At 65.6% G+C, this 17,505-nt stretch carries 14 protein-coding genes; 11 read left to right on the plus strand and 3 right to left on the minus strand.

Annotated elements, in window-relative coordinates:
• Window positions 1–86 precede the first annotated feature (86 nt).
• Window positions 87–989: a YihY/virulence factor BrkB family protein gene (locus AB4Y34_RS26980; RefSeq protein ID WP_176381536.1), complete on the minus strand. Its 903-nt coding sequence runs from the start codon at window positions 987–989 to the stop codon at window positions 87–89.
• A gap of 159 nt (window positions 990–1,148) precedes the next feature.
• On the opposite strand from AB4Y34_RS26980, the gene AB4Y34_RS26985 reads away from it, so the two are divergent.
• From AB4Y34_RS26985 to AB4Y34_RS27020, 8 genes are all read left to right on the plus strand, one after another.
• The gene (locus AB4Y34_RS26985; RefSeq protein ID WP_176381534.1) at window positions 1,149–2,231 is read left to right on the plus strand and encodes a ligase-associated DNA damage response exonuclease; all 1,083 of its coding nucleotides are present in this window, start codon (window positions 1,149–1,151) and stop codon (window positions 2,229–2,231) included.
• 10 nt (window positions 2,232–2,241) lie between these two features.
• The gene (locus AB4Y34_RS26990) at window positions 2,242–3,921 is read left to right on the plus strand and encodes an ATP-dependent DNA ligase (protein WP_368717748.1); all 1,680 of its coding nucleotides are present in this window, start codon (window positions 2,242–2,244) and stop codon (window positions 3,919–3,921) included.
• A 443-nt stretch (window positions 3,922–4,364) separates the two neighbouring features.
• Entirely contained in the window at window positions 4,365–4,841 is a 477-nt protein-coding gene (locus tag AB4Y34_RS26995; RefSeq protein WP_176381529.1) for a response regulator, read from the plus strand.
• Between the two features lie 269 nt (window positions 4,842–5,110).
• A complete protein-coding gene (locus AB4Y34_RS27000; protein WP_176105952.1) occupies window positions 5,111–5,977 on the plus strand; it encodes a glucose 1-dehydrogenase in 867 nt (288 codons plus the stop codon).
• Window positions 5,978–6,063: 86 nt separating this feature from the next.
• Window positions 6,064–6,381 (plus strand): hypothetical protein, encoded by a 318-nt coding sequence (locus AB4Y34_RS27005; protein WP_368717749.1) that lies wholly within the window; start codon window positions 6,064–6,066, stop codon window positions 6,379–6,381.
• A gap of 150 nt (window positions 6,382–6,531) precedes the next feature.
• The gene (locus AB4Y34_RS27010) at window positions 6,532–7,092 is read left to right on the plus strand and encodes a (2Fe-2S)-binding protein (RefSeq protein WP_368717750.1); all 561 of its coding nucleotides are present in this window, start codon (window positions 6,532–6,534) and stop codon (window positions 7,090–7,092) included.
• Window positions 7,089–8,096: a xanthine dehydrogenase family protein subunit M gene (locus AB4Y34_RS27015; protein ID WP_368717751.1), complete on the plus strand. Its 1,008-nt coding sequence runs from the start codon at window positions 7,089–7,091 to the stop codon at window positions 8,094–8,096. The genes AB4Y34_RS27010 and AB4Y34_RS27015 overlap by 4 nt, the downstream gene beginning before the upstream one ends.
• On the plus strand, window positions 8,093–10,354 hold the full coding sequence (locus AB4Y34_RS27020; RefSeq protein WP_368717752.1) for a xanthine dehydrogenase family protein molybdopterin-binding subunit: 2,262 nt from the start codon (window positions 8,093–8,095) through the stop codon (window positions 10,352–10,354). The genes AB4Y34_RS27015 and AB4Y34_RS27020 overlap by 4 nt, the downstream gene beginning before the upstream one ends.
• A 44-nt stretch (window positions 10,355–10,398) precedes the next feature.
• Here the strand turns inward: AB4Y34_RS27020 and AB4Y34_RS27025 are convergent, their stop codons facing one another.
• Window positions 10,399–10,821 carry a PRC-barrel domain-containing protein gene (locus AB4Y34_RS27025; protein WP_368717753.1) on the minus strand — a complete coding sequence of 141 codons (423 nt, stop codon included), beginning with the start codon at window positions 10,819–10,821 and terminating at the stop codon, window positions 10,399–10,401.
• A 294-nt stretch (window positions 10,822–11,115) separates the two neighbouring features.
• Here AB4Y34_RS27025 and glgX point away from each other — a divergent pair, with 294 nt between their 5' ends.
• The 3 genes from glgX (at window position 11,116) to AB4Y34_RS27040 (ending at window position 15,825) form a co-directional block, all read left to right on the plus strand.
• Window positions 11,116–13,329 (plus strand): glycogen debranching protein GlgX, encoded by a 2,214-nt coding sequence (glgX, locus tag AB4Y34_RS27030; RefSeq protein WP_176381513.1) that lies wholly within the window; start codon window positions 11,116–11,118, stop codon window positions 13,327–13,329.
• A 161-nt stretch (window positions 13,330–13,490) separates the two neighbouring features.
• Complete coding sequence (locus AB4Y34_RS27035; RefSeq protein ID WP_176105945.1) at window positions 13,491–13,667, plus strand: DUF2934 domain-containing protein; 177 nt, start codon at window positions 13,491–13,493, stop codon at window positions 13,665–13,667.
• A gap of 94 nt (window positions 13,668–13,761) precedes the next feature.
• Window positions 13,762–15,825, plus strand: a complete 2,064-nt coding sequence (locus tag AB4Y34_RS27040; protein WP_368717754.1) for an AI-2E family transporter — start codon at window positions 13,762–13,764, stop codon at window positions 15,823–15,825.
• A 46-nt stretch (window positions 15,826–15,871) separates the two neighbouring features.
• Here AB4Y34_RS27040 and AB4Y34_RS27045 read toward each other — a convergent pair whose 3' ends face one another.
• Entirely contained in the window at window positions 15,872–17,473 is a 1,602-nt protein-coding gene (locus AB4Y34_RS27045; protein ID WP_368717806.1) for an efflux transporter outer membrane subunit, read from the minus strand.
• Between the last annotated feature and the right edge of the window lie 32 nt (window positions 17,474–17,505).

Genomic DNA, 17,505 nt, shown 5'->3' on the forward strand with positions numbered 1-17,505 from the left:
TCGATATCCAGTCGATGCCGCCGCGTGGAATGGGCGGCTTTGGTCGGTATCGAACGAGCAAGGGCTGTTCCTTGCGACTGGCTTGCTCAGCCGGTCTTGATCTTCGGCTGCGGCGCGTCGAGCGGTTCGGTGCCGAAGCGCTCGTACTGCGATATCACCTGCGCGCCGAACAGCAGCAGCGTGGCGAGCCATTCGAAGCTCAGCAGGATCACGATCGCCATCGTCAGCGAGCCATAGACGAGGCTCACCTGCGACAGCGTGGCGAAATACCAGACCAGCACGTGCCGCGTGACCTCCCACAGCACGCCGGCCACCACGCCACCGATCAGAGCATGTTTGAGCGACGGACGTCCGACCGGCATCACCAGATACACCGAAGTCAGCACGAAGATTTCACCGGCGAGCCCGAGCAGATACAGCAGCACTCGCGTGAAGCCCTGCAACGACACATGCAGGCCGAACAGTTGCAGACCTTCGGCGCCGATCGTGTCGAGCGCGCTCGATACGAACGTGACAATCAGCAGGCCAACGCCGAGAAACATGATGTAGCAGTAGGGCAGCAACGCCGAGACCAGGAAGTGGCGCCGCTTCACGACGACGCGGTGCACGAAGATCAGCGACATCGCGTTTTCGAGCACGGTGAAAGCGAGCGAGCTGAAGAACAGCATCGTCAGCAGCAACACCCAGCCGATCACCGCGCGATGCTCCAAAAAGTTCGACAGCTCACGCACGAGCGCGGCCGATTGCCCGGGCACGAGCCAGCGCAGCAGATGCGACAGCGCTTCGAGCACCAGCTGCTGCGGCACCACGCGCGACAGCACGATGACGACCAGGATCAGCAGCGGCACGATGGACAGCAACGCGTAGTATGCGACCGCGCCTGCGAGCAGCAGCCCCTGGTTCGCGCGAAACGCTTTCAGAGTTTGCAGCAGGAAGCGCCCGGGATGCCTGGCGATAAACAGCGCATGATGGTCGAGCAGGATCGGCATGAGGCCTCGCGGTGCGCGCCGGGCGCTGCCGGATGGCAGCCGCTCTCGACACGCCTGTGTGCTTTATATACCGTAAGCAGAAACGGGGCCATCAATGGCGCGGCATACAGATTGCTTGGCCGCGTTCGGAAGATCGCCCGCCATTCCCGAGGACAGCCGATGGATCAGCCGCCCCGTCAGAACAACACCGCGCCGCAAGCCAATGATCTGGTGGTCGCGCGGCCCGACGGACTGTATTGCCCCGCCGGCGATTTTTACATCGACCCATGGCGGCCGGTCGAACGCGCGGTGATCACGCATGCGCATTCCGACCATGCGCGCTTTGGTCATCAGCGCTATCTGGCGACGCGCGCGGGCGCGAGCGTGCTGCTGGCGCGGCTGCCCGGCATCGCACTGCACACGCTCGACTACGGCGAGCCGCTCATGGTTGGCGCGGCGCGCGTGTCGCTGCATCCGGCCGGGCACGTGCTCGGCTCGGCACAGGTGCGCATCGAACACGCGGGCCGCGTATGGGTCGCATCGGGCGACTACAAGCTCGAAGCCGATCCGACCTGCGCCGCGTTCGAACCGGTGCATTGCGATACCTTCATCACCGAATCGACGTTCGGTCTGCCGATCTATCGCTGGGATACGCCGCAAAGCGTGTTCGATTCGATCGATTCATGGTGGCGTCACAACGCATCCGAAGGGCGCGCGTCGGTGCTGTTCTGCTATTCGTTCGGCAAGGCGCAACGCGTGCTCGCGAGCGTCGATGCCGCGATCGGGCCGGTCTTCTGCCACGGCGCGCTCGAGCCGCTCAATCGCGCGTATCGCGACGCGGGCGTGCGTCTGCCGCCGGTCAATCTCGTCAGCGAGATCGCCGCGAAAGACAAGGCCGTGTTCAGACAGGCGCTGATCGTCGCGCCGCCGTCCGCGCAGAACAGCGCGTGGCTCAAGCGCTTCGGCGATTACAGCGATGCATTCGCGTCGGGCTGGATGCGCCTGCGCGGCGCGCGGCGCCGGCGCGGCGTCGATCGCGGCTTCGTGCTGTCCGATCACGCGGACTGGCCGGGTTTGCAAACGGCGATCCGCGAAAGCGGCGCCTCGCGTGTGATCGTCACGCATGGCTCGATCGAACCGATGGTGCGCTGGCTCAACGAGCAGGGCCTGCAGGCGAGTGCGTTCGACACGCAATACGGCGACGATACCGTCGAAGCCGATGCGGCCGGCGCCGACGAAGCGCCGGCGGCGAGCGAATCATGACGGACACCGTATGAAACGCTTCGCGGCCCTCTACACCGCGCTCGATGCGACCACGTCGACGCACGACAAGCTCGCGGCGCTGACCAGTTATTTCTCGGTGGCCGAGCCGGAAGACGCGGCATGGGCGTCGTATTTCCTCGCGGGCGGCAAACCGCGTCAACTGGTGCCGACGCGTTTGCTGACCGACATCGCGCGCGAGCGCGCCGGCTTGCCTGAGTGGCTGTTCGAGGAGTCGTATCACGCGGTGGGCGATCTGGCCGAAACCATCGCGCATATCCTGCCGCCCGCGTCGCGCGACTCCGAGCTAGGCCTCACGCAATGGATCGAGCAACGCATGCTGCCGTTGCGCGGCCTGCCGCCCGACGAGTTGCGCACGCGTCTACTCAGTTACTGGGACGAACTCGACTGGGGCGGCCGCTTCCTGCTGACCAAGCTGATCGGCGGCGGCTTTCGTGTCGGCGTCGCGCGGCAACTGGTGGTGCGCGCGCTCGCCGAAGTGGCTGGCGTCGATCACAAGCGGATCGCGCAACGAATGGTCGGCTGGACCGATTCGCGACAGAAGCCCGATGCGGCGCGCTATCTGCGTCTGATCGCGCCGCAGACCGACGACGATACGCAAGCGCAAGCTCATGCGCGTCAACACGATAGCGACCTGGGTCTGCCGTACCCGTTCTTTCTCGCGCATCCGTTGCAGAGCGATCCGGCGACGCTCGGCGATCCCGCGCACTGGCTGATCGAATGGAAGTGGGACGGCATACGCGCGCAACTCGTCAAACGCGGCGGGCGCGTGTGGTTGTGGTCGCGCGGCGAGGATCTGATCACCGATCGTTTTCCCGAGGTCGCGGCATTGGGCGAGTCCTTACCCGATGGTTATGTGATCGATGGCGAGATTCTCGCCTGGGAACCCGGCGCGGCCGCGCCGTTGCCGTTCGCGCGGCTGCAACCGCGCATCGCGCGCAAGACGCTGACTCGCAAGATCCTTGCGGATTCGCCGGCAGCGCTGCTCGCGTACGACCTGCTCGAAGCGAACGGCCAGGACCTGCGCATGAGCCCGCTCGTTGATCGGCGCGCGCGGCTCGATGCGTTGAGCGCTTCGGTCGATGGCACGCTCGCGCGCGGTCTGCTGCGCGTATCGCCGCTCGTCCACGGCGCGGACTGGAGCGCGCTCGCGGCCTTGCGCGAAGAGAGCCGCGCGCGCGGCGTCGAAGGCTTGATGCTGAAGGAGCGCGAATCGATGTATGGCGTCGGCCGCACCAAGGCATCGGGCACGTGGTGGAAATGGAAGATCGAGCCCTATGCGGTAGACGCTGTGCTTGTGTACGCGCAGCGCGGTCATGGCCGTCGCGCGAGTCTCTACACCGACTACACCTTCGCGGTGTGGGACGAAGCCGACGGCGTGCGCACGCTCGTGCCGTTCGCGAAGGCCTATTCAGGGCTTACCGACGAAGAGATGCATCGCGTCGATGCGATCGTGCGCAAGACCACCGTCGATAAATTCGGCCCGGTGCGCAGCGTAACGCCGACGCTCGTGTTCGAGATCGGCTTCGAAGGGATACAAGCGAGTTCGCGCCATAAGTCAGGCGTGGCCGTGCGTTTTCCACGCATGCTGCGCTGGCGTACCGACAAGCATATCGACGACGCCGACACGCTCGCGATGCTGAAAGGCTTTATCGATAATCGTGCGGGATAACCCGCAGAGCACAAACCCCTAACACGTCGAGCATTTTTTTATCGGCATCGTCGCTTATGCTTTGTTTATGACCGCGTCATCGATTCGCGCCATAAGAGCGCTCGCGGCATGCATTGCGTGGCCCCCTCTATCCGTTGGAATACCGATGTCGTGCGACGCCCCTGAGTGAGGCGGATCGCACAAGGACAGTGCGTTAAACGATGTTGCGCAGCACGCACATCGCAGTCGCCGTCATTCAAACGCCGTGATGTATGGGCACGCTGAATCCCGCATACCAGGTAATTGCAACGCTGGAGTGCGGGACGACGCGTGCCGGTCGCGCATCGTCCGAATGAAGCGGAAATAACAAAAACCTGGTTGTAGTCCGGCAGACGCAATGGGATCGAATCTTGCGCGCGTGGCGCGAGATGCCCTTCAGGGCGAATGTAAAAGGGCGAGAAAAAATGACTGTGTTCAACGACAGCGTGGACAGCAGCGACGACGTGCTCGTATGGCGGCCGATCCGCTATGCGATGGCCGCGCATCGTCGCGTTCTGGTAGTCGACGATTACCGGGAAGCAGCGGACGCGCTGCAAATGCTACTGACAGCCGACGGCTTCGAGTGCCGTGCGCTCGACGATCCGTATGCCGTGTGTCAGACCGCGTGCGAGTGGCAGCCGTTTGCGGTGCTGCTCGACATCAAGATGCCGGGGCTCGACGGGCTCGAACTTGCGCGGCGTCTGCGCGCGCATCCGCAGACTGCGCATATGTTGCTGGTTGCGTGTACCGCGTTCGCGTCGCGTGAGGATCGCGCGCTCGCCAAGGCGGCTGGCTTCGACGCGCATTGCGCGAAACCATTGACGCCCGAGCGTCTGTTGCGCGTGCTCGAATCGGCGGCCGCGTTGCATGCGGCGGAGCCATCATCTGAATCAGGCTGTTAGCGAAAACTTGCTGACCGTTCTGTCATTTCTGCAGGGTCGTCGTCGGAAATCGCACTCGGCGCGGTGCGAATCCGTTTGTCATTTTTCTGCCATCTGGCTGCCACCGTTCTATCCGCCGCAGCTTCCTTAGCCATGCGAGCCCCCACGTTGCAGTTCACGCAGGGGTTTCACTTCGCTCGCACACGCAGGCCCACTCGTTGCTGAAAGACCGATGACGCGGCGCGCTCGTGCGCGCCGCCGAGGGTCATTTGCAACGAGGGAGATCAGACATGAGCGACAAGCAACGCCCGGCACCGCCGTTTCCTGAACAGCAGCAGGACCAGACGCCCGGCCGCACGGCCGGCATGAACCCGCAACCGGATCACGGCGAGAAAACCTACGAAGGTTCGGGGCGTCTCGCTGGCAAGGCAGCGATCGTGACCGGCGGCGACAGCGGCATTGGCCGCGCGGTCGCGATCGCGTTCGCGCGAGAAGGCGCCGATGTGCTGATCGCCTATCTCGACGAAGAAGACGATGCGCGCGAGACCGCGCGCTGGGTCGAGGACGCCGGTCGCAAGGCGGTGCTGGTCGGCGGCGATATCCGCGATCGCCAGCATTGCGATGCGATCGTCGACAAGGCGATCGAGGCTTTCGGCCGGCTCGACGTGGTGGTCAACAACGCCGCGTATCAGATGAGCTATCCGTCGCTCGACGCGATCAGCGACGAAGAATGGGACAAGACCTTCGATACCAACATCGGCGCGATGTTCAGGATCACGCGCGCGGCGGTCCGCCATATGAAACCGGGCGGCGCGATCATCAATACGTCGTCGATCAATGCCGATCATCCGAACCCCGGCCTGATCGCCTATGCGACCACCAAGGGTGCGATTCAGAACTTCACCGGCGGCCTCGCGCAATTGCTCGCGGAAAAGGGTATTCGCGCGAACTGCGTGGCGCCGGGGCCGATCTGGACGCCGCTGATCCCATCGACGATGCCGCCCGACAAGGTCGAGCAGTTCGGCAAGCAGGTGCCGATGAAGCGCCCCGGACAACCGGCGGAGCTCGCGGCCGCGTATGTGATGCTCGCGTCGGACGAAGCGAGCTACATCTCGGGCGCGACGATCGCCGTGACAGGCGGCGCGCCGATTATTTAGGTTGTCGAACCGAAGGCGGCGAGGCTGCCATGGACCGCGCAGCAGCTTCTCGCAGTGGTTTCCATAATGTCATAAGGGAGAGTGACATGAAGATCGATGTATCCGTCAAACTGGGTGCCGCGCTCGTGTCGGGCTGCCTTGCGCTAGGTTTTGCGCAGGTGGGCTTCGCGCAGACCGGATCCAATCCGTCTACGCAACCCGGAAAGTCCGCCGCAAAACCCGGCGCAAGTCTGGAAGAATCGCGCACGCCGGATACGACCAGCGCGAACGACGCGAACGGCAACGTCGGCGAGTCGGGGGGCGCGACCAATGGGGTCGCCGGCGGCGGCAATGGCCGCACCACCACCAACAAGCGCTTCAAAGGCGCGACGCCGCCGCGCGCGGGTAGCGCGGCGGGGCAATAAGCGTTCAGCCGGGCGCGTCGAGCTGCGACGCGCCGCACGCCGCGGCGGCATCGCGCTCGCGCGCTGCCGCCGTTTTGCATGGGTTCGAGTTGCATGGAGTTTCGTCGCGCGCCGCGTTGCTTGCGCGACGCCTTGTGAGGAGGAAATCCGATGGCTACCCCCGATGCTGAAACCGCGCAGGCCGACGCGCCCGCGTCGCATGCATTGACGTTCGAGATCAACGGCGAGACGCGCCACTTCGACGTTCAAGCGTGGACCTCGCTGCTCGATCTGCTGCGCGAGCATGCGCACCTGACCGGCACCAAGAAGGGCTGCGATCACGGCCAATGCGGCGCGTGCACGGCGCTCGTCAATGGTCAGCGGATCAATACCTGTCTCGCGCTCGCGGTCATGTACGACGGTGCATCGATCACGACGATCGAAGGTCTCGCGAACGGCGATACGTTGCATCCATTGCAGCAAGCGTTCATCGAACATGATGCGTTCCAGTGCGGCTACTGTACGCCGGGGCAAATCTGCTCGGCGTACGCGATGCTCGAAGAAGGCCATGCGCGCTGCGCGGACGACGTGCGCGAGCAGATGAGCGGCAATCTGTGCCGCTGCGGCGCATATACGAATATCGTCGCCGCGATTCTCGACGCGGCGCATTTCGGCGTCGAGGATGCAAGGCAAGCCAGTGCGGTCGCGAGTCAACGCGGAGCGCGGCCATGAACCGCTTCTCGTACACGCGCGCGGAGGCGGTGCAGGATGCGCTCGAACGGCATCGGTCGGACAAAGCCGCCGCGTTCATCGCGGGCGGCACGAATCTCGTCGACCTGCTGCGCGAAGACGTGGCGCGGCCGGCTGTGCTCATTGACATCAACCGTTTGCCGCTCAGGCGGATCGAAGCGTCGGCGCAAGGCGGCCTGATGATCGGCGCGCTGGTAACGAACAGCGCGCTCGCGTATGACGATACCGTCGCAGCGCGCTACCCGCTGCTTGCGAAAGCGATCCTGGCCGGCGCGTCGCCGCAGATTCGCAATGTCGCGACGGTCGGCGGCAATCTGCTGCAACGCACGCGCTGCTACTACTTCTACGACGTGGGCACGCCGTGCAACAAACGCGAACCCGGCAGCGGCTGCCCGGCGCTGCACGGCGTGAACCGCATTCACGCGATCCTCGGCGCGAGCGAACACTGCATCGCCGTGCATCCGTCCGATATGTGCGTCGCGTTGGCGGCGCTCGGCGCCACCGTGCATCTGATCGGCAACGACGGCGCACGCACGCTGCCGTTCGCGGATTTTCACCGGCTGCCGGGCGACACGCCGCATATCGATACCAACTTGCGCGACGACGAACTCGTCACCGCGATCGAATTGCCGCCGCAAGGCTTTTCGGCGCATCACGCCTACGTGAAGGTGCGCGACCGCGCATCGTATGCGTTCGCGCTCGCGTCGGCCGCGGTCGGTGTCGAACTGGATGACGACTCGCGCATCGTCGATGCGCGTTGCGCGCTCGGCGGCGTCGCGCACAAGCCGTGGCGCGATCCCGCCGCCGAAGCCGCACTGCGCGGCGAGACGCTGAACGCGCGGACCTTGCGCGATTTCGCGGCGGCGCTGCTGCGCGATGCGCGCCCCCAGCGCGACAACGCGTTCAAGATCGAACTCGCGGCGCGCGTGATCGTGCGCGCCTTCGGCGAGGCCACACAACGTTCGTTCGAGGAGGCCGCACGATGAACCGTGCCGAAACCTTGCCATCGACAGGCAGCACGAAACACGCGATCGGCGTGCCGCACTCGCGTGTCGACGGCCTCGCCAAAGTGACCGGCGCCGCGCAATATGCGGCCGAGTTCTGCGCCGAAGGGCTCGTATATGGCGTCGTCGTGTCGGGCACGATCGCTTCGGGCAAGATCGTCTCGATCGATACCTCGGCCGCCGAAGCGCTGCCCGGGGTGCTGCTCGTGCTCACGCATCGCAAGCGCCCGGCGCTGCCATCGGACGTCGATGCGTTCAAGGACATGATCGCGCCGGCCGGCACGCCATTGAGACCGCTGTGGGACGAGCGCGTGTGGTACAGCGGGCAGCCGGTCGCTCTGGTGGTCGCGCAGTCGCTCGAACTCGCGCGCTACGCGGCGTCGCTGGTGCGGGTGCGCTACGAGGTCGCTTCTCATCAGACCGATATCGAGGCGGCGTTGATGAGCGCCGTGCCGCCGTCGGCGGAGAAGGGCGGCTTCGATCCGCCGCCGCCCGAGCGCGGCGAGCCGCGCAAAGCGCTGGCCGATGCCAAGGTGCGCGTAGACGCGTTCTACACCACGCCCGCGCAATACCACAATCCGATGGAAATGCACGGCTGCACCGTCGTGCCCGATGCGCGAGGACACTTGACCGTCTACGAGAAGACTCAGGGCGTCGTCAATACGAAGGGCTATCTGCAGCGCGTGTTCGGTTTGAAAGACGACGAAGTGCAGGTGGTGTCGCCGTTCGTCGGCGGCGCGTTCGGCTCCGGCTTGCGGCCGCAATATCATCTGGCGCTCGCGGTGATGGCCGCGCGCGAACTGAAGAAGCCCGTGCGCGTCACGCTGACCCGGCAGCAGATGTTCACCTTCGCGCATCGGCCGCAATCGGTGCAGCGCGTCGCGCTCGGCGCGTCGGCCGATGGCCGCCTGCAGGCGGTGATCCACGAGGCGGTGTCGGAAACTTCGCGCTACGAGGAGTTCTGCGACGTGGTGGTCAACTGGGCCGGGCAGCTGTATCGATGCGACAACGTGTCGATGGGCTACAAGGTCGCGAAGCTCGACGTGCCGACGCCGGCCGACATGCGCGCGCCCGGCGCGACCCAAGGGCTCTTTCCGCTCGAAGTCGCGATGGACGAGCTCGCCGAGGCATTGCGGATGGACCCGCTCGAATTGCGGCTCGTCAACTACGCGGAGCGCGACGCGAACAAGAACCTGCCGTTTTCGAGCAAGGCGCTGCGCGACTGCTATCGCGAAGGCGCGGCGCGCTTCGGCTGGGCCGGGCGGCCGCTCGAACCGCGTGCACGCCGCGAAGGCAACGAGTTGATCGGCTGGGGCATGGCGACCGGTGCATGGGACGCGATGCAGAACAAAGCGGCCGCCCGTGCGGTGCTGACGCCCGATGGCTGCGTCAGGGTGTCGAGCTCGACCGCCGATATCGGCACCGGCACCTACACCGCGATGACGCAGATCGCCGCCGATGCGCTCGGCGTGCCGCTCGCGGACGTCAGCTTCGAACTCGGCGATACGCGGCTGCCGAAGGCGCCGATCGAGGGCGGATCGTGGACGGTGTCGTCGGTGGGCAGCGCTGTCGATGCGGCCTGCACGCGCCTGCACAATCGTCTCTTCGAACTCGCGCGCGAACATGGCGGTGCGCGCTTCGCGTCGGTGGATCGCGAAGCAGTGCGGCGCGAGCGCAACCGGCTCGTGTGCGGCCCGCACGCGGACGACTCGATCGCGATCGCGACGCTGCTCGAGCGCGCCGGACTCGATGAACTCGAGGAGCAGGCGAGCGTGGAGCCGCACGTCAAGCAGCAGGCATATTCGATGGGCACGCATTCGGCGGTGTTCGCCGAAGTGCGGGTCGACGAAGCGCTCGGCACCGTGCGCGTGACGCGCGTGGTCAGCGCGGTCGCGGCGGGGCGCATCGTCAATCCGAAGACGGCGGGCAATCAGATCGCGGGCGGCGTCGTGTGGGGCATCAGCATGGCGCTGCACGAGCACGGCCAGTTCGATCACGTGCTCGGACGGCAGATGAATCACAATCTCGCCGAATACCATATGCCCGTGAATGCCGACATTCACGAGATCGACGTGCTATTCGTCGACGAGCGTGACGACATCGTCAATCCGCTCGGCGTCAAAGGCGTCGGCGAAATCGGCGTGGTGGGCGTGGCCGCGGCGGTCTGCAACGCGATCTGGCATGCGACCGGCAAACGCATCCGCGATTTGCCGATTACACCCGACAAGCTGCTCGGCTGACGGTCCGTAGCCGCGTCGATCGATTCGACGCGGCAGCGCCGCCCTCAATCCGCGTACTTGAACTCCGGCAACGCCTCGAGCGATTTCTTCGTCCCGTCGGGCAGCACGACACGCCGGTTGTCGATCTGCAGATCATTGAACGGCACGGCGACCAGATGCTTGCCCACGCCGAGAAAGCCGCCGACCGACAGGATCGCGTAGGTGGTGCGCTCGGTGCCCGGCGATACGATCAGATCGTCGAGCGTGCCGATATTGTCCTTGTTGCGGTTGTACACGTCCGCGCCCGACAGCTTCGACGCGCGATATCCGCTCGCGAGCTGCACGACGTCGGTGCGTTTTTCGGTGATCGCTTGCGGAGCGCCTTGCGCGAGCGCGTTGCCGCACGGACCCAACGCGGAAATCAGCGTAATGGCGGCGAGAAGCGATGCGAAAGCGGCCAGCGGTTCGATCTGCGTGTTGCGCATCATCTGTGTTCTCCCTGATTGCTGTCGTGGCTTTTCGATGGCGCGGAACGCGTGCGCCTTGCCGAAATGCTGCAAATCTCATGCCGCGACTTTTGACCTGAGGGAAAGCAAGCCCGTCAGGCCCAAAAGTTGCTGTTCGAACTCGCCTGCTGGGCGCGCGCTGTGCAATGTCCGGCGCGTTCGCCCCGAATGCCTAAACTTCAATAGCGAGCAGCCCGGAACACGTGGGAAGGCAGTTGAAAAAAACACATGCATGCCCCCGAGATACCAGCCTCCTTGCATCCACTGAGAACACTTATGTCATCCCCAGCCAGCTACTCGACGCGAATTTCCGAAGGCACGCCATTTCCGCTCGGCGCGACATGGAACGGCAACGGCGTCAACTTCGCGCTGTTCTCCGCGCACGCGACGAAGGTCGAACTGTGTCTGTTCGACGAATCCGGCCAGCACGAACTCGAACGCATCGAACTGCCCGAGTACACCGACGAGGTATGGCATGTGTTCGTACCGAATCTGAAACCGGGTGCCGTCTATGGATATCGCGTGCATGGCCCCTACGAGCCCCAGAACGGGCATCGCTTCAATCCGAACAAGCTGCTGCTCGATCCGTATGCGAAGGCGCACATCGGCGAGCTGAAATGGGCGCCGGAAATTTTCGGCTATACGCTCGATTCGGAAGAGCTGGACCTGTCATTCGATGAGCGCGACAGCGCGCCCTTCGTGCCGAAATGCAAGGTGGTCGACGCGAATTTTTCGTGGGGTCATCCGGAGCGCAACGCGCTGCCGTGGGAGCGGGTGATTCTGTACGAGACGCACGTGCGCGGCTATACGAAACGTCATCCGCAAGTGCCCGAGCGTTTGCGCGGCACGTTCGCGGGTTTGGCGCAGCAGCCGGTGCTCGATCACATCCGCAGTCTCGGCGTGACCTCGGTCGAGCTGATGCCGATCCAGACCTTCGTCAACGACAAACATCTGCTCGACAAGGGCCTGACGAACTACTGGGGCTACAACACGATCGGCTTTTTCGCGGCCGATCCGCGTTTCTTCGCGTCAACGACCGAGTCGGTCGGCGAGTTCAAGGAGATGGTCGACCGCTTTCACCAGGCCGACCTCGAAGTGATACTCGACGTCGTGTACAACCACACGGCCGAAGGCAATGAACGCGGCCCGACGATCTCGTTCAAGGGCATCGACAACGCGTCGTACTACCGGCTGATGCCCGACGAGCCGCGCTACTACATCAACGACACCGGCACCGGCAACACGTTGAACCTGTCGCATCCGCGTGTGCTGCAGATGGTGACCGACAGTCTGCGCTACTGGGTCACCGAAATGAAAGTGGACGGTTTCCGCTTCGATCTCGCGACGATCCTCGGCCGCGAAGATCACGGCTTCGACGAAGGCGGCGGCTTTCTCGACAGCTGCCGCCAGGACCCGGTGCTCTCCAGCATCCGGCTGATCGCCGAGCCGTGGGATTGCGGCCCGGGCGGCTATCAGGTGGGCGGTTTTCCGCCGGGCTGGGCCGAATGGAACGATCGCTTCCGCGACACCGCGCGCGCCTACTGGAAGGGCGACGAAAGCACCGCCGCGGATCTCGCGACACGCATCACCGCGTCGGGCGACAAGTTCAATCACCGCGGCCGGCGGCCGTGGGCGAGCGTGAACTTCATCGCCGCGCACGACGGCTTCACGCTGAACGATCTGGTCTCGTACAACGACAAGCACAACGACGCAAACGGCGAGGACAACCGCGATGGCCATGCGGACAACCGGTCGTGGAACATGGGCGTCGAAGGACCGACCGACGACGCCGACATCCGCCAGCAACGCGAGCGCCAGAAGCGCAATCTGCTCGCGACGCTGCTGCTGTCGCAGGGCACGCCGATGGTCCTCGCCGGCGACGAATTCGGCCGCACGCAGCAGGGCAACAACAATGCGTATTGCCAGGACAACGAGATCAGCTGGGTCGATTGGGATGCGATCGACGACGACGGCCGCGCGCTGACCGAGTTCGTGCGCAAGCTGACCACGCTGCGCCACCGCTTGCCGGTGCTGCGGCGAGGCCGGTTTCTGACCGGCGAATACAACGAGACGCTCGACGTGACCGACACGCGCTGGCTATCGCCGGACGGCACCGACATCACGGCCGAGCAATGGGCCGATCCGGCGATGCGCTGCTTCGGCCTCGTGATCGATGGCCGCGCGCAGGCGAGCGGCATTCGCCGTCTCGCGTCCGACGCGACCTTGCTGCTGGTGCTGAACGCGCATCACGACGTCGTCAATTTCACGCTGCCCGACATTCCCGAGGGCGAGCGTTGGACCTGCCTCGTCGATACCAACATGCCGGTGCGCGCCGAGCTGCCGCAATTCAGCGCGGGCGATGCCTACCAGGTGACGGGCCGCTCGCTGCTGCTGTTCGCGCTCGAAGCGCCGAGCCGCGCGACGCAGCGCGTATTCGACCGCCTCGAAGAGCAGTTGACTTCCGACGAAGGCGACTCATCGCCAGGCTAGTCCGGGTGAGCGAGCGACGCCAGTTCCGTCGCACTCCGTGGTAAAAGCGGGCCGCAGGCCGGGTACAAGGTTTGCTCCCTCTGTGGTTGACGACACGCACGTGTCTCCGATCTTCGCGACGATAGACGCGCGAACGCAAACAGCCAAGCTGGGGTGAACAAATGGAACAGGAACCGAGCGTCGACGAGCAGATCCGCACGCGCGCCTACTATCTGTGGGAGCAGGCGGCCGAGCCGAAGGGCACGCCCGAGCAATACTGGGAGCAGGCGCGCAGTGAGATCGAGAAGGAGGCACCACCGGTCGAGAGCGGACCGGTGTCGGGCGACACGATGAAATAGGCGTTACTTAGCCTTCGCGAGTAACGGGACTCTGAGCCGGCGCATCGCGCGCGGCTCAGGGACCGCTTTCCCATGCCCGATCTTCCTCCACGAGATGAACGACACACCCGAGCCGCGCGCCACGAGCCCCGCCGCGCGTATTCAGGCAGCGACCGCCGCATTCGGTATCGAGGGCCTCGTTACATTCGTCGTCGCGGTGATCGCGGTCGCATGCCTGTACTTCGCGAGCGCGGTGATGATTCCGATCACGCTCGCGATCCTGTTGAGCTTTCTCGTCGCGCCGCTCGCCGATGCACTGGCCCGGCTCAAACTCGGCCATGTCGCGTCGGTGTGCGCGGCGGTGCTGATCTCGGTGTCGGTCATCGCGCTGTTGTGCGCGGTGATCGCCACACAGTTGACCGATCTCGCCGCCGGCATGCCGCGCTATCAGGCGACCATCCATCACAAGCTCGATACCGTGCACAGCCTGACGATCGGCAAGCTGAACCGTTTCGCGAGCGAGGCAGGGCAGGCGTTGCAGCCCGCGACGATCGAGCCGCCGCAATTACCAGCGCCGAACGGTGCGGCCGCGGCGAGCCCGCAGGCATCGACGGCGGTGCCGGTCGAAGTGCGCGAGCCGGTGCCCACGCCGTTCGAGCTCGCGCGACGCGTGCTGTCGCCGGCCATCAGTCCATTGGAAACCGCGTTCATCGTGTTCGTCGTCACGATCGTGATCCTGCTGCAACGCGACGACCTGCGCGATCGCGCGATCCGTCTGTTCGGCTCGCGCGACCTGCATCGCACGACCACGGTGATGGACGAGACCGCGCGGCGCCTGAGCCGCTACTTCGTGTCGCAGCTCGGCGTGAACACCGGCGTTGGTGTCGTGATCGGCGCGGGGCTGTTTCTGATCGGCGTGCCGAGCCCGGTCCTGTGGGGCATTCTGGCGGCGCTGCTGCGGCTCGTGCCCTACGTCGGCATCTGGATCGCGGCGATACTGCCCACCGCGCTCGCGGCCGCGGTCAGTCCCGGCTGGGAGATGGCGATCTGGTCGCTGGTGCTGTTCGTGGTCGCCGAGCTCGCAGTGGGGCAGGTGGTCGAGCCGCTGCTGTATGGGCGCAGCACGGGCCTGTCGCCGTTTTCGGTGGTGGTCGCGGCAATCTTCTGGAGCTGGATCTGGGGGCCCATCGGACTGATCCTGTCGACACCGTTGACGCTGTGTCTGCTGGTGCTCGGCCGGCATGTGCGGCGTCTCGAGTTTCTCGACGTGCTGCTCGGCGATCAGCCGCCGCTGACGCCGGTCGAAAACTTCTATCAACGCGCGCTCGCCGGCGATCCGGATCAACCGATCGAGCAGGCCGAAGTGCTGCTGCGTGATCGCTCGTTGTCGGCCTATTACGATGAAGTCGCGATTGGGGCCTTGCGGCTCGCGGCCAGCGACGTAACGAGGGGCAGCGTGACGAGCGCACAGCTCGCGCGCATCGAATCGACGACCAACGAGCTGGTCGACGGCCTCGACGGCTACGAGGATCGCGAACCCGCACCGCTCGCGACGCAGTCGAACTGGGGCGCGGCGGGGCCGCTCGCGCCCTCCGACGAAACGCGGGCCACGGGGGCGATGCCACGATCGGTCGACGCGGCGAATAGTGGCATGAGCACCGCGACGGTCACGCCGGAGCAGACCCACGGCCCGCAGCAGGAGCCGGGCAGCGAACCGTCCGTCGTAGAGCCCGTATTCGCGTGGCATGCGCCGACGAGCCGCGTGTTGTGCCTGCCGGGCCGTGGTCCGCTCGACGCGCTCGCGACGATCATCCTGCTGCAGTTGCTCGGCAAGCACGGCTTCGCGGCGCGCTCGCTGCCGCACGAGGCGGTGTCGCGCGCGTCGATCGATCGCCTCGAGGCTGACGACGTCGGCATCGTCTGCCTTCTGTATCTGCAGATCGACGGCATTCCGTCGCATCTGCGCAATCTGATCCGGCGCATCCGCGCGCGCTTGCCGAACGTGTCGATCGTGGTCGGCCTTTGGGCGCCCGAGGATAGGCAGCAGTGGAGCGCGGAACAGCAAGAGTCGCTGGAAGCGGATTGCGCGGTGACGTCGTTGCAGCAGATGCTAGCCGCGTGCCGTCATCTCGATGCGACGCGAACGGTGATTGAGGAGCCGCAGTTCGAGCATGGCTGACGCCTTGCGGCCTTGCGGCCTTGCGGCCTCGCCGCATCGCGGCCGGTTATCCGCCACTGCCTGGCGGCGCCGCCGCGCCAGCCGCCCCCGCCGCATCCGCATCGCTCTGCCAGCCCCCGCCTAGCGCCTTGTACAGCGCCACCAGATCGGTGCTGACCTGGGTCGTGCCTTGAGCGTATTGCTCGCGTGCCTGCGCGAGTTGCCGCTGCGCGTCGAGCACGTTGATGAAACTCGTGAGCCCCTTGCGATAGCTGTCGCGCGACAGATCGAACGAGGTCTGCTGCGCGCTGACGCTGTCGGCGAGCGCATCGCGCCGCGCCTGATCGGTGCGATAGACGACGAGCGCGTTGTCCACGTCCCGCAGCGCGCTCAGCACGGTTTTGCGGTAATCGAGCGCGGCCTCGGCCTGCTCGGCCTTCGACATCCGCAGATTGGCGACCAGCGCGCCGCCCTCGAAAATCGGCAGCGACACGGTGGGTCCGAACGAATAGAACAGGTGCGACCAGCGCGCGAGATCGCGCGCATTCGTCGCGCGCGTGCCGGCCTTGCCGGTCAGCGACACGTCCGGATAGAACTGCGCGACCGCGACGCCGACACTCGCCGTTGCCGCATGCAGGTTCGCCTCGGCGCGGCGGATGTCGGGCCGGCGCCGCGCAAGCGTCGACGGCAGGCCTACCGGCACGACGGGCGGCACGGGCGGCACGGTCTGCGGCGCGCTCAGCTGCGCTTCGAGCGCGCCGGGCGGCTCACCGATCAGATACGCGAGCGCGTTCAGCGCCTGGGCGATCTGCTGATCGTATTGCGGCAACTGCGTTTTCGTTTGCGCGAGCTGGGCGCGGGCGCTTTGCACATCGAGCTGGCTCGCGAGTCCGACCTTCGCCTGGTTCTCCGTCAACGCGACGGTCTCGCCTTGCTGCTCGACGAGGCTCACCGCAATGTCGTGCAAGGTCTGTGCGCCGCGCAACTGCATATAGGTCTGTGCGACCTCGGCTTCGAGCGATAGCAACGCGTCGTTGCGGCTTTCGTACGCGGCCTCGGTTTGCGCGTTCGCGGCCTCGACCGAGCGACGCACGCGGCCGAACAGATCGAGCTCCCAGGTCGCGTCGAAGCCGACCTGCCACAGATTGACCGGCGCCGTGAGCTGATCGAGGAGGTTGTTCGCGCCGTTTTGCAGCGCGGCCCCCGCGCCCGGTGCGATCCTGTTGGCCGGCGAATTCGGCGCGCCGAGCTGATCGACCTTATCGAACGCGCCGTTCTCCTCCAGAAAACCTTTGAGGCCGAGCTGCTCGCGCTGATAGCTGCCGGTCGCGCGCAGATTCGGCAAACCTTGCGCGGCCGCCGCTTGCACCTGGGTGCGCGCTTCGACGATGCGCAGCACCGCCTGCTGCAGGTCCAGGTTGCCGAGCGTCGCGCGGGCGATCAGCGCGTCGAGCGTCGGATCGTTGAAGCTGCGCCACCAGCGCGGGTCGGGATCGGTGTCGAGCGTCGGCACCGAAGCGACGTTGGCCGCCGTTGCGGATGATGCGCCGCTAGCGGCCGCATCGCTCGCAGCGGTGCGCTGGGTATCGTGCCACTGCGCCGGCACGTCGGCGTGCGGCGCATGAAAGTCGGGGCCGACCGTGCAGGAAGCGAGCAGCAGCGCGGGCATGCCGACGACGACACACGCAATCAAACCCGTAG

Source organism: Paraburkholderia sp. BR10954 (assembly GCF_040965775.1).
Classification (GTDB): Bacteria; Pseudomonadota; Gammaproteobacteria; order Burkholderiales; family Burkholderiaceae; genus Paraburkholderia; species Paraburkholderia youngii.

Excerpts from the sequence above, each read along its gene's own strand:
- AB4Y34_RS27010 (WP_368717750.1), top strand. The coding sequence starts at position 6,532 with ATGGCTACCCCCGATGCTGAAACCGCGCAGGCCGACGCGCCCGCGTCG.
- AB4Y34_RS27035 (WP_176105945.1), top strand. The coding sequence starts at position 13,491 with ATGGAACAGGAACCGAGCGTCGACGAGCAGATCCGCACGCGCGCCTAC.
- AB4Y34_RS27025 (WP_368717753.1), bottom strand. The coding sequence starts at position 10,821 with ATGATGCGCAACACGCAGATCGAACCGCTGGCCGCTTTCGCATCGCTT.
- AB4Y34_RS26985 (WP_176381534.1), top strand. The coding sequence starts at position 1,149 with ATGGATCAGCCGCCCCGTCAGAACAACACCGCGCCGCAAGCCAATGAT.
- AB4Y34_RS26990 (WP_368717748.1), top strand. The coding sequence starts at position 2,242 with ATGAAACGCTTCGCGGCCCTCTACACCGCGCTCGATGCGACCACGTCG.
- AB4Y34_RS26995 (WP_176381529.1), top strand. The coding sequence starts at position 4,365 with ATGACTGTGTTCAACGACAGCGTGGACAGCAGCGACGACGTGCTCGTA.
- AB4Y34_RS26980 (WP_176381536.1), bottom strand. The coding sequence starts at position 989 with ATGCCGATCCTGCTCGACCATCATGCGCTGTTTATCGCCAGGCATCCC.
- glgX (WP_176381513.1), top strand. The coding sequence starts at position 11,116 with ATGTCATCCCCAGCCAGCTACTCGACGCGAATTTCCGAAGGCACGCCA.
- AB4Y34_RS27040 (WP_368717754.1), top strand. The coding sequence starts at position 13,762 with ATGAACGACACACCCGAGCCGCGCGCCACGAGCCCCGCCGCGCGTATT.
- AB4Y34_RS27005 (WP_368717749.1), top strand. The coding sequence starts at position 6,064 with ATGAAGATCGATGTATCCGTCAAACTGGGTGCCGCGCTCGTGTCGGGC.
- AB4Y34_RS27015 (WP_368717751.1), top strand. The coding sequence starts at position 7,089 with ATGAACCGCTTCTCGTACACGCGCGCGGAGGCGGTGCAGGATGCGCTC.
- AB4Y34_RS27020 (WP_368717752.1), top strand. The coding sequence starts at position 8,093 with ATGAACCGTGCCGAAACCTTGCCATCGACAGGCAGCACGAAACACGCG.
- AB4Y34_RS27000 (WP_176105952.1), top strand. The coding sequence starts at position 5,111 with ATGAGCGACAAGCAACGCCCGGCACCGCCGTTTCCTGAACAGCAGCAG.
- AB4Y34_RS27045 (WP_368717806.1), bottom strand. The coding sequence starts at position 17,473 with ATGCCCGCGCTGCTGCTCGCTTCCTGCACGGTCGGCCCCGACTTTCAT.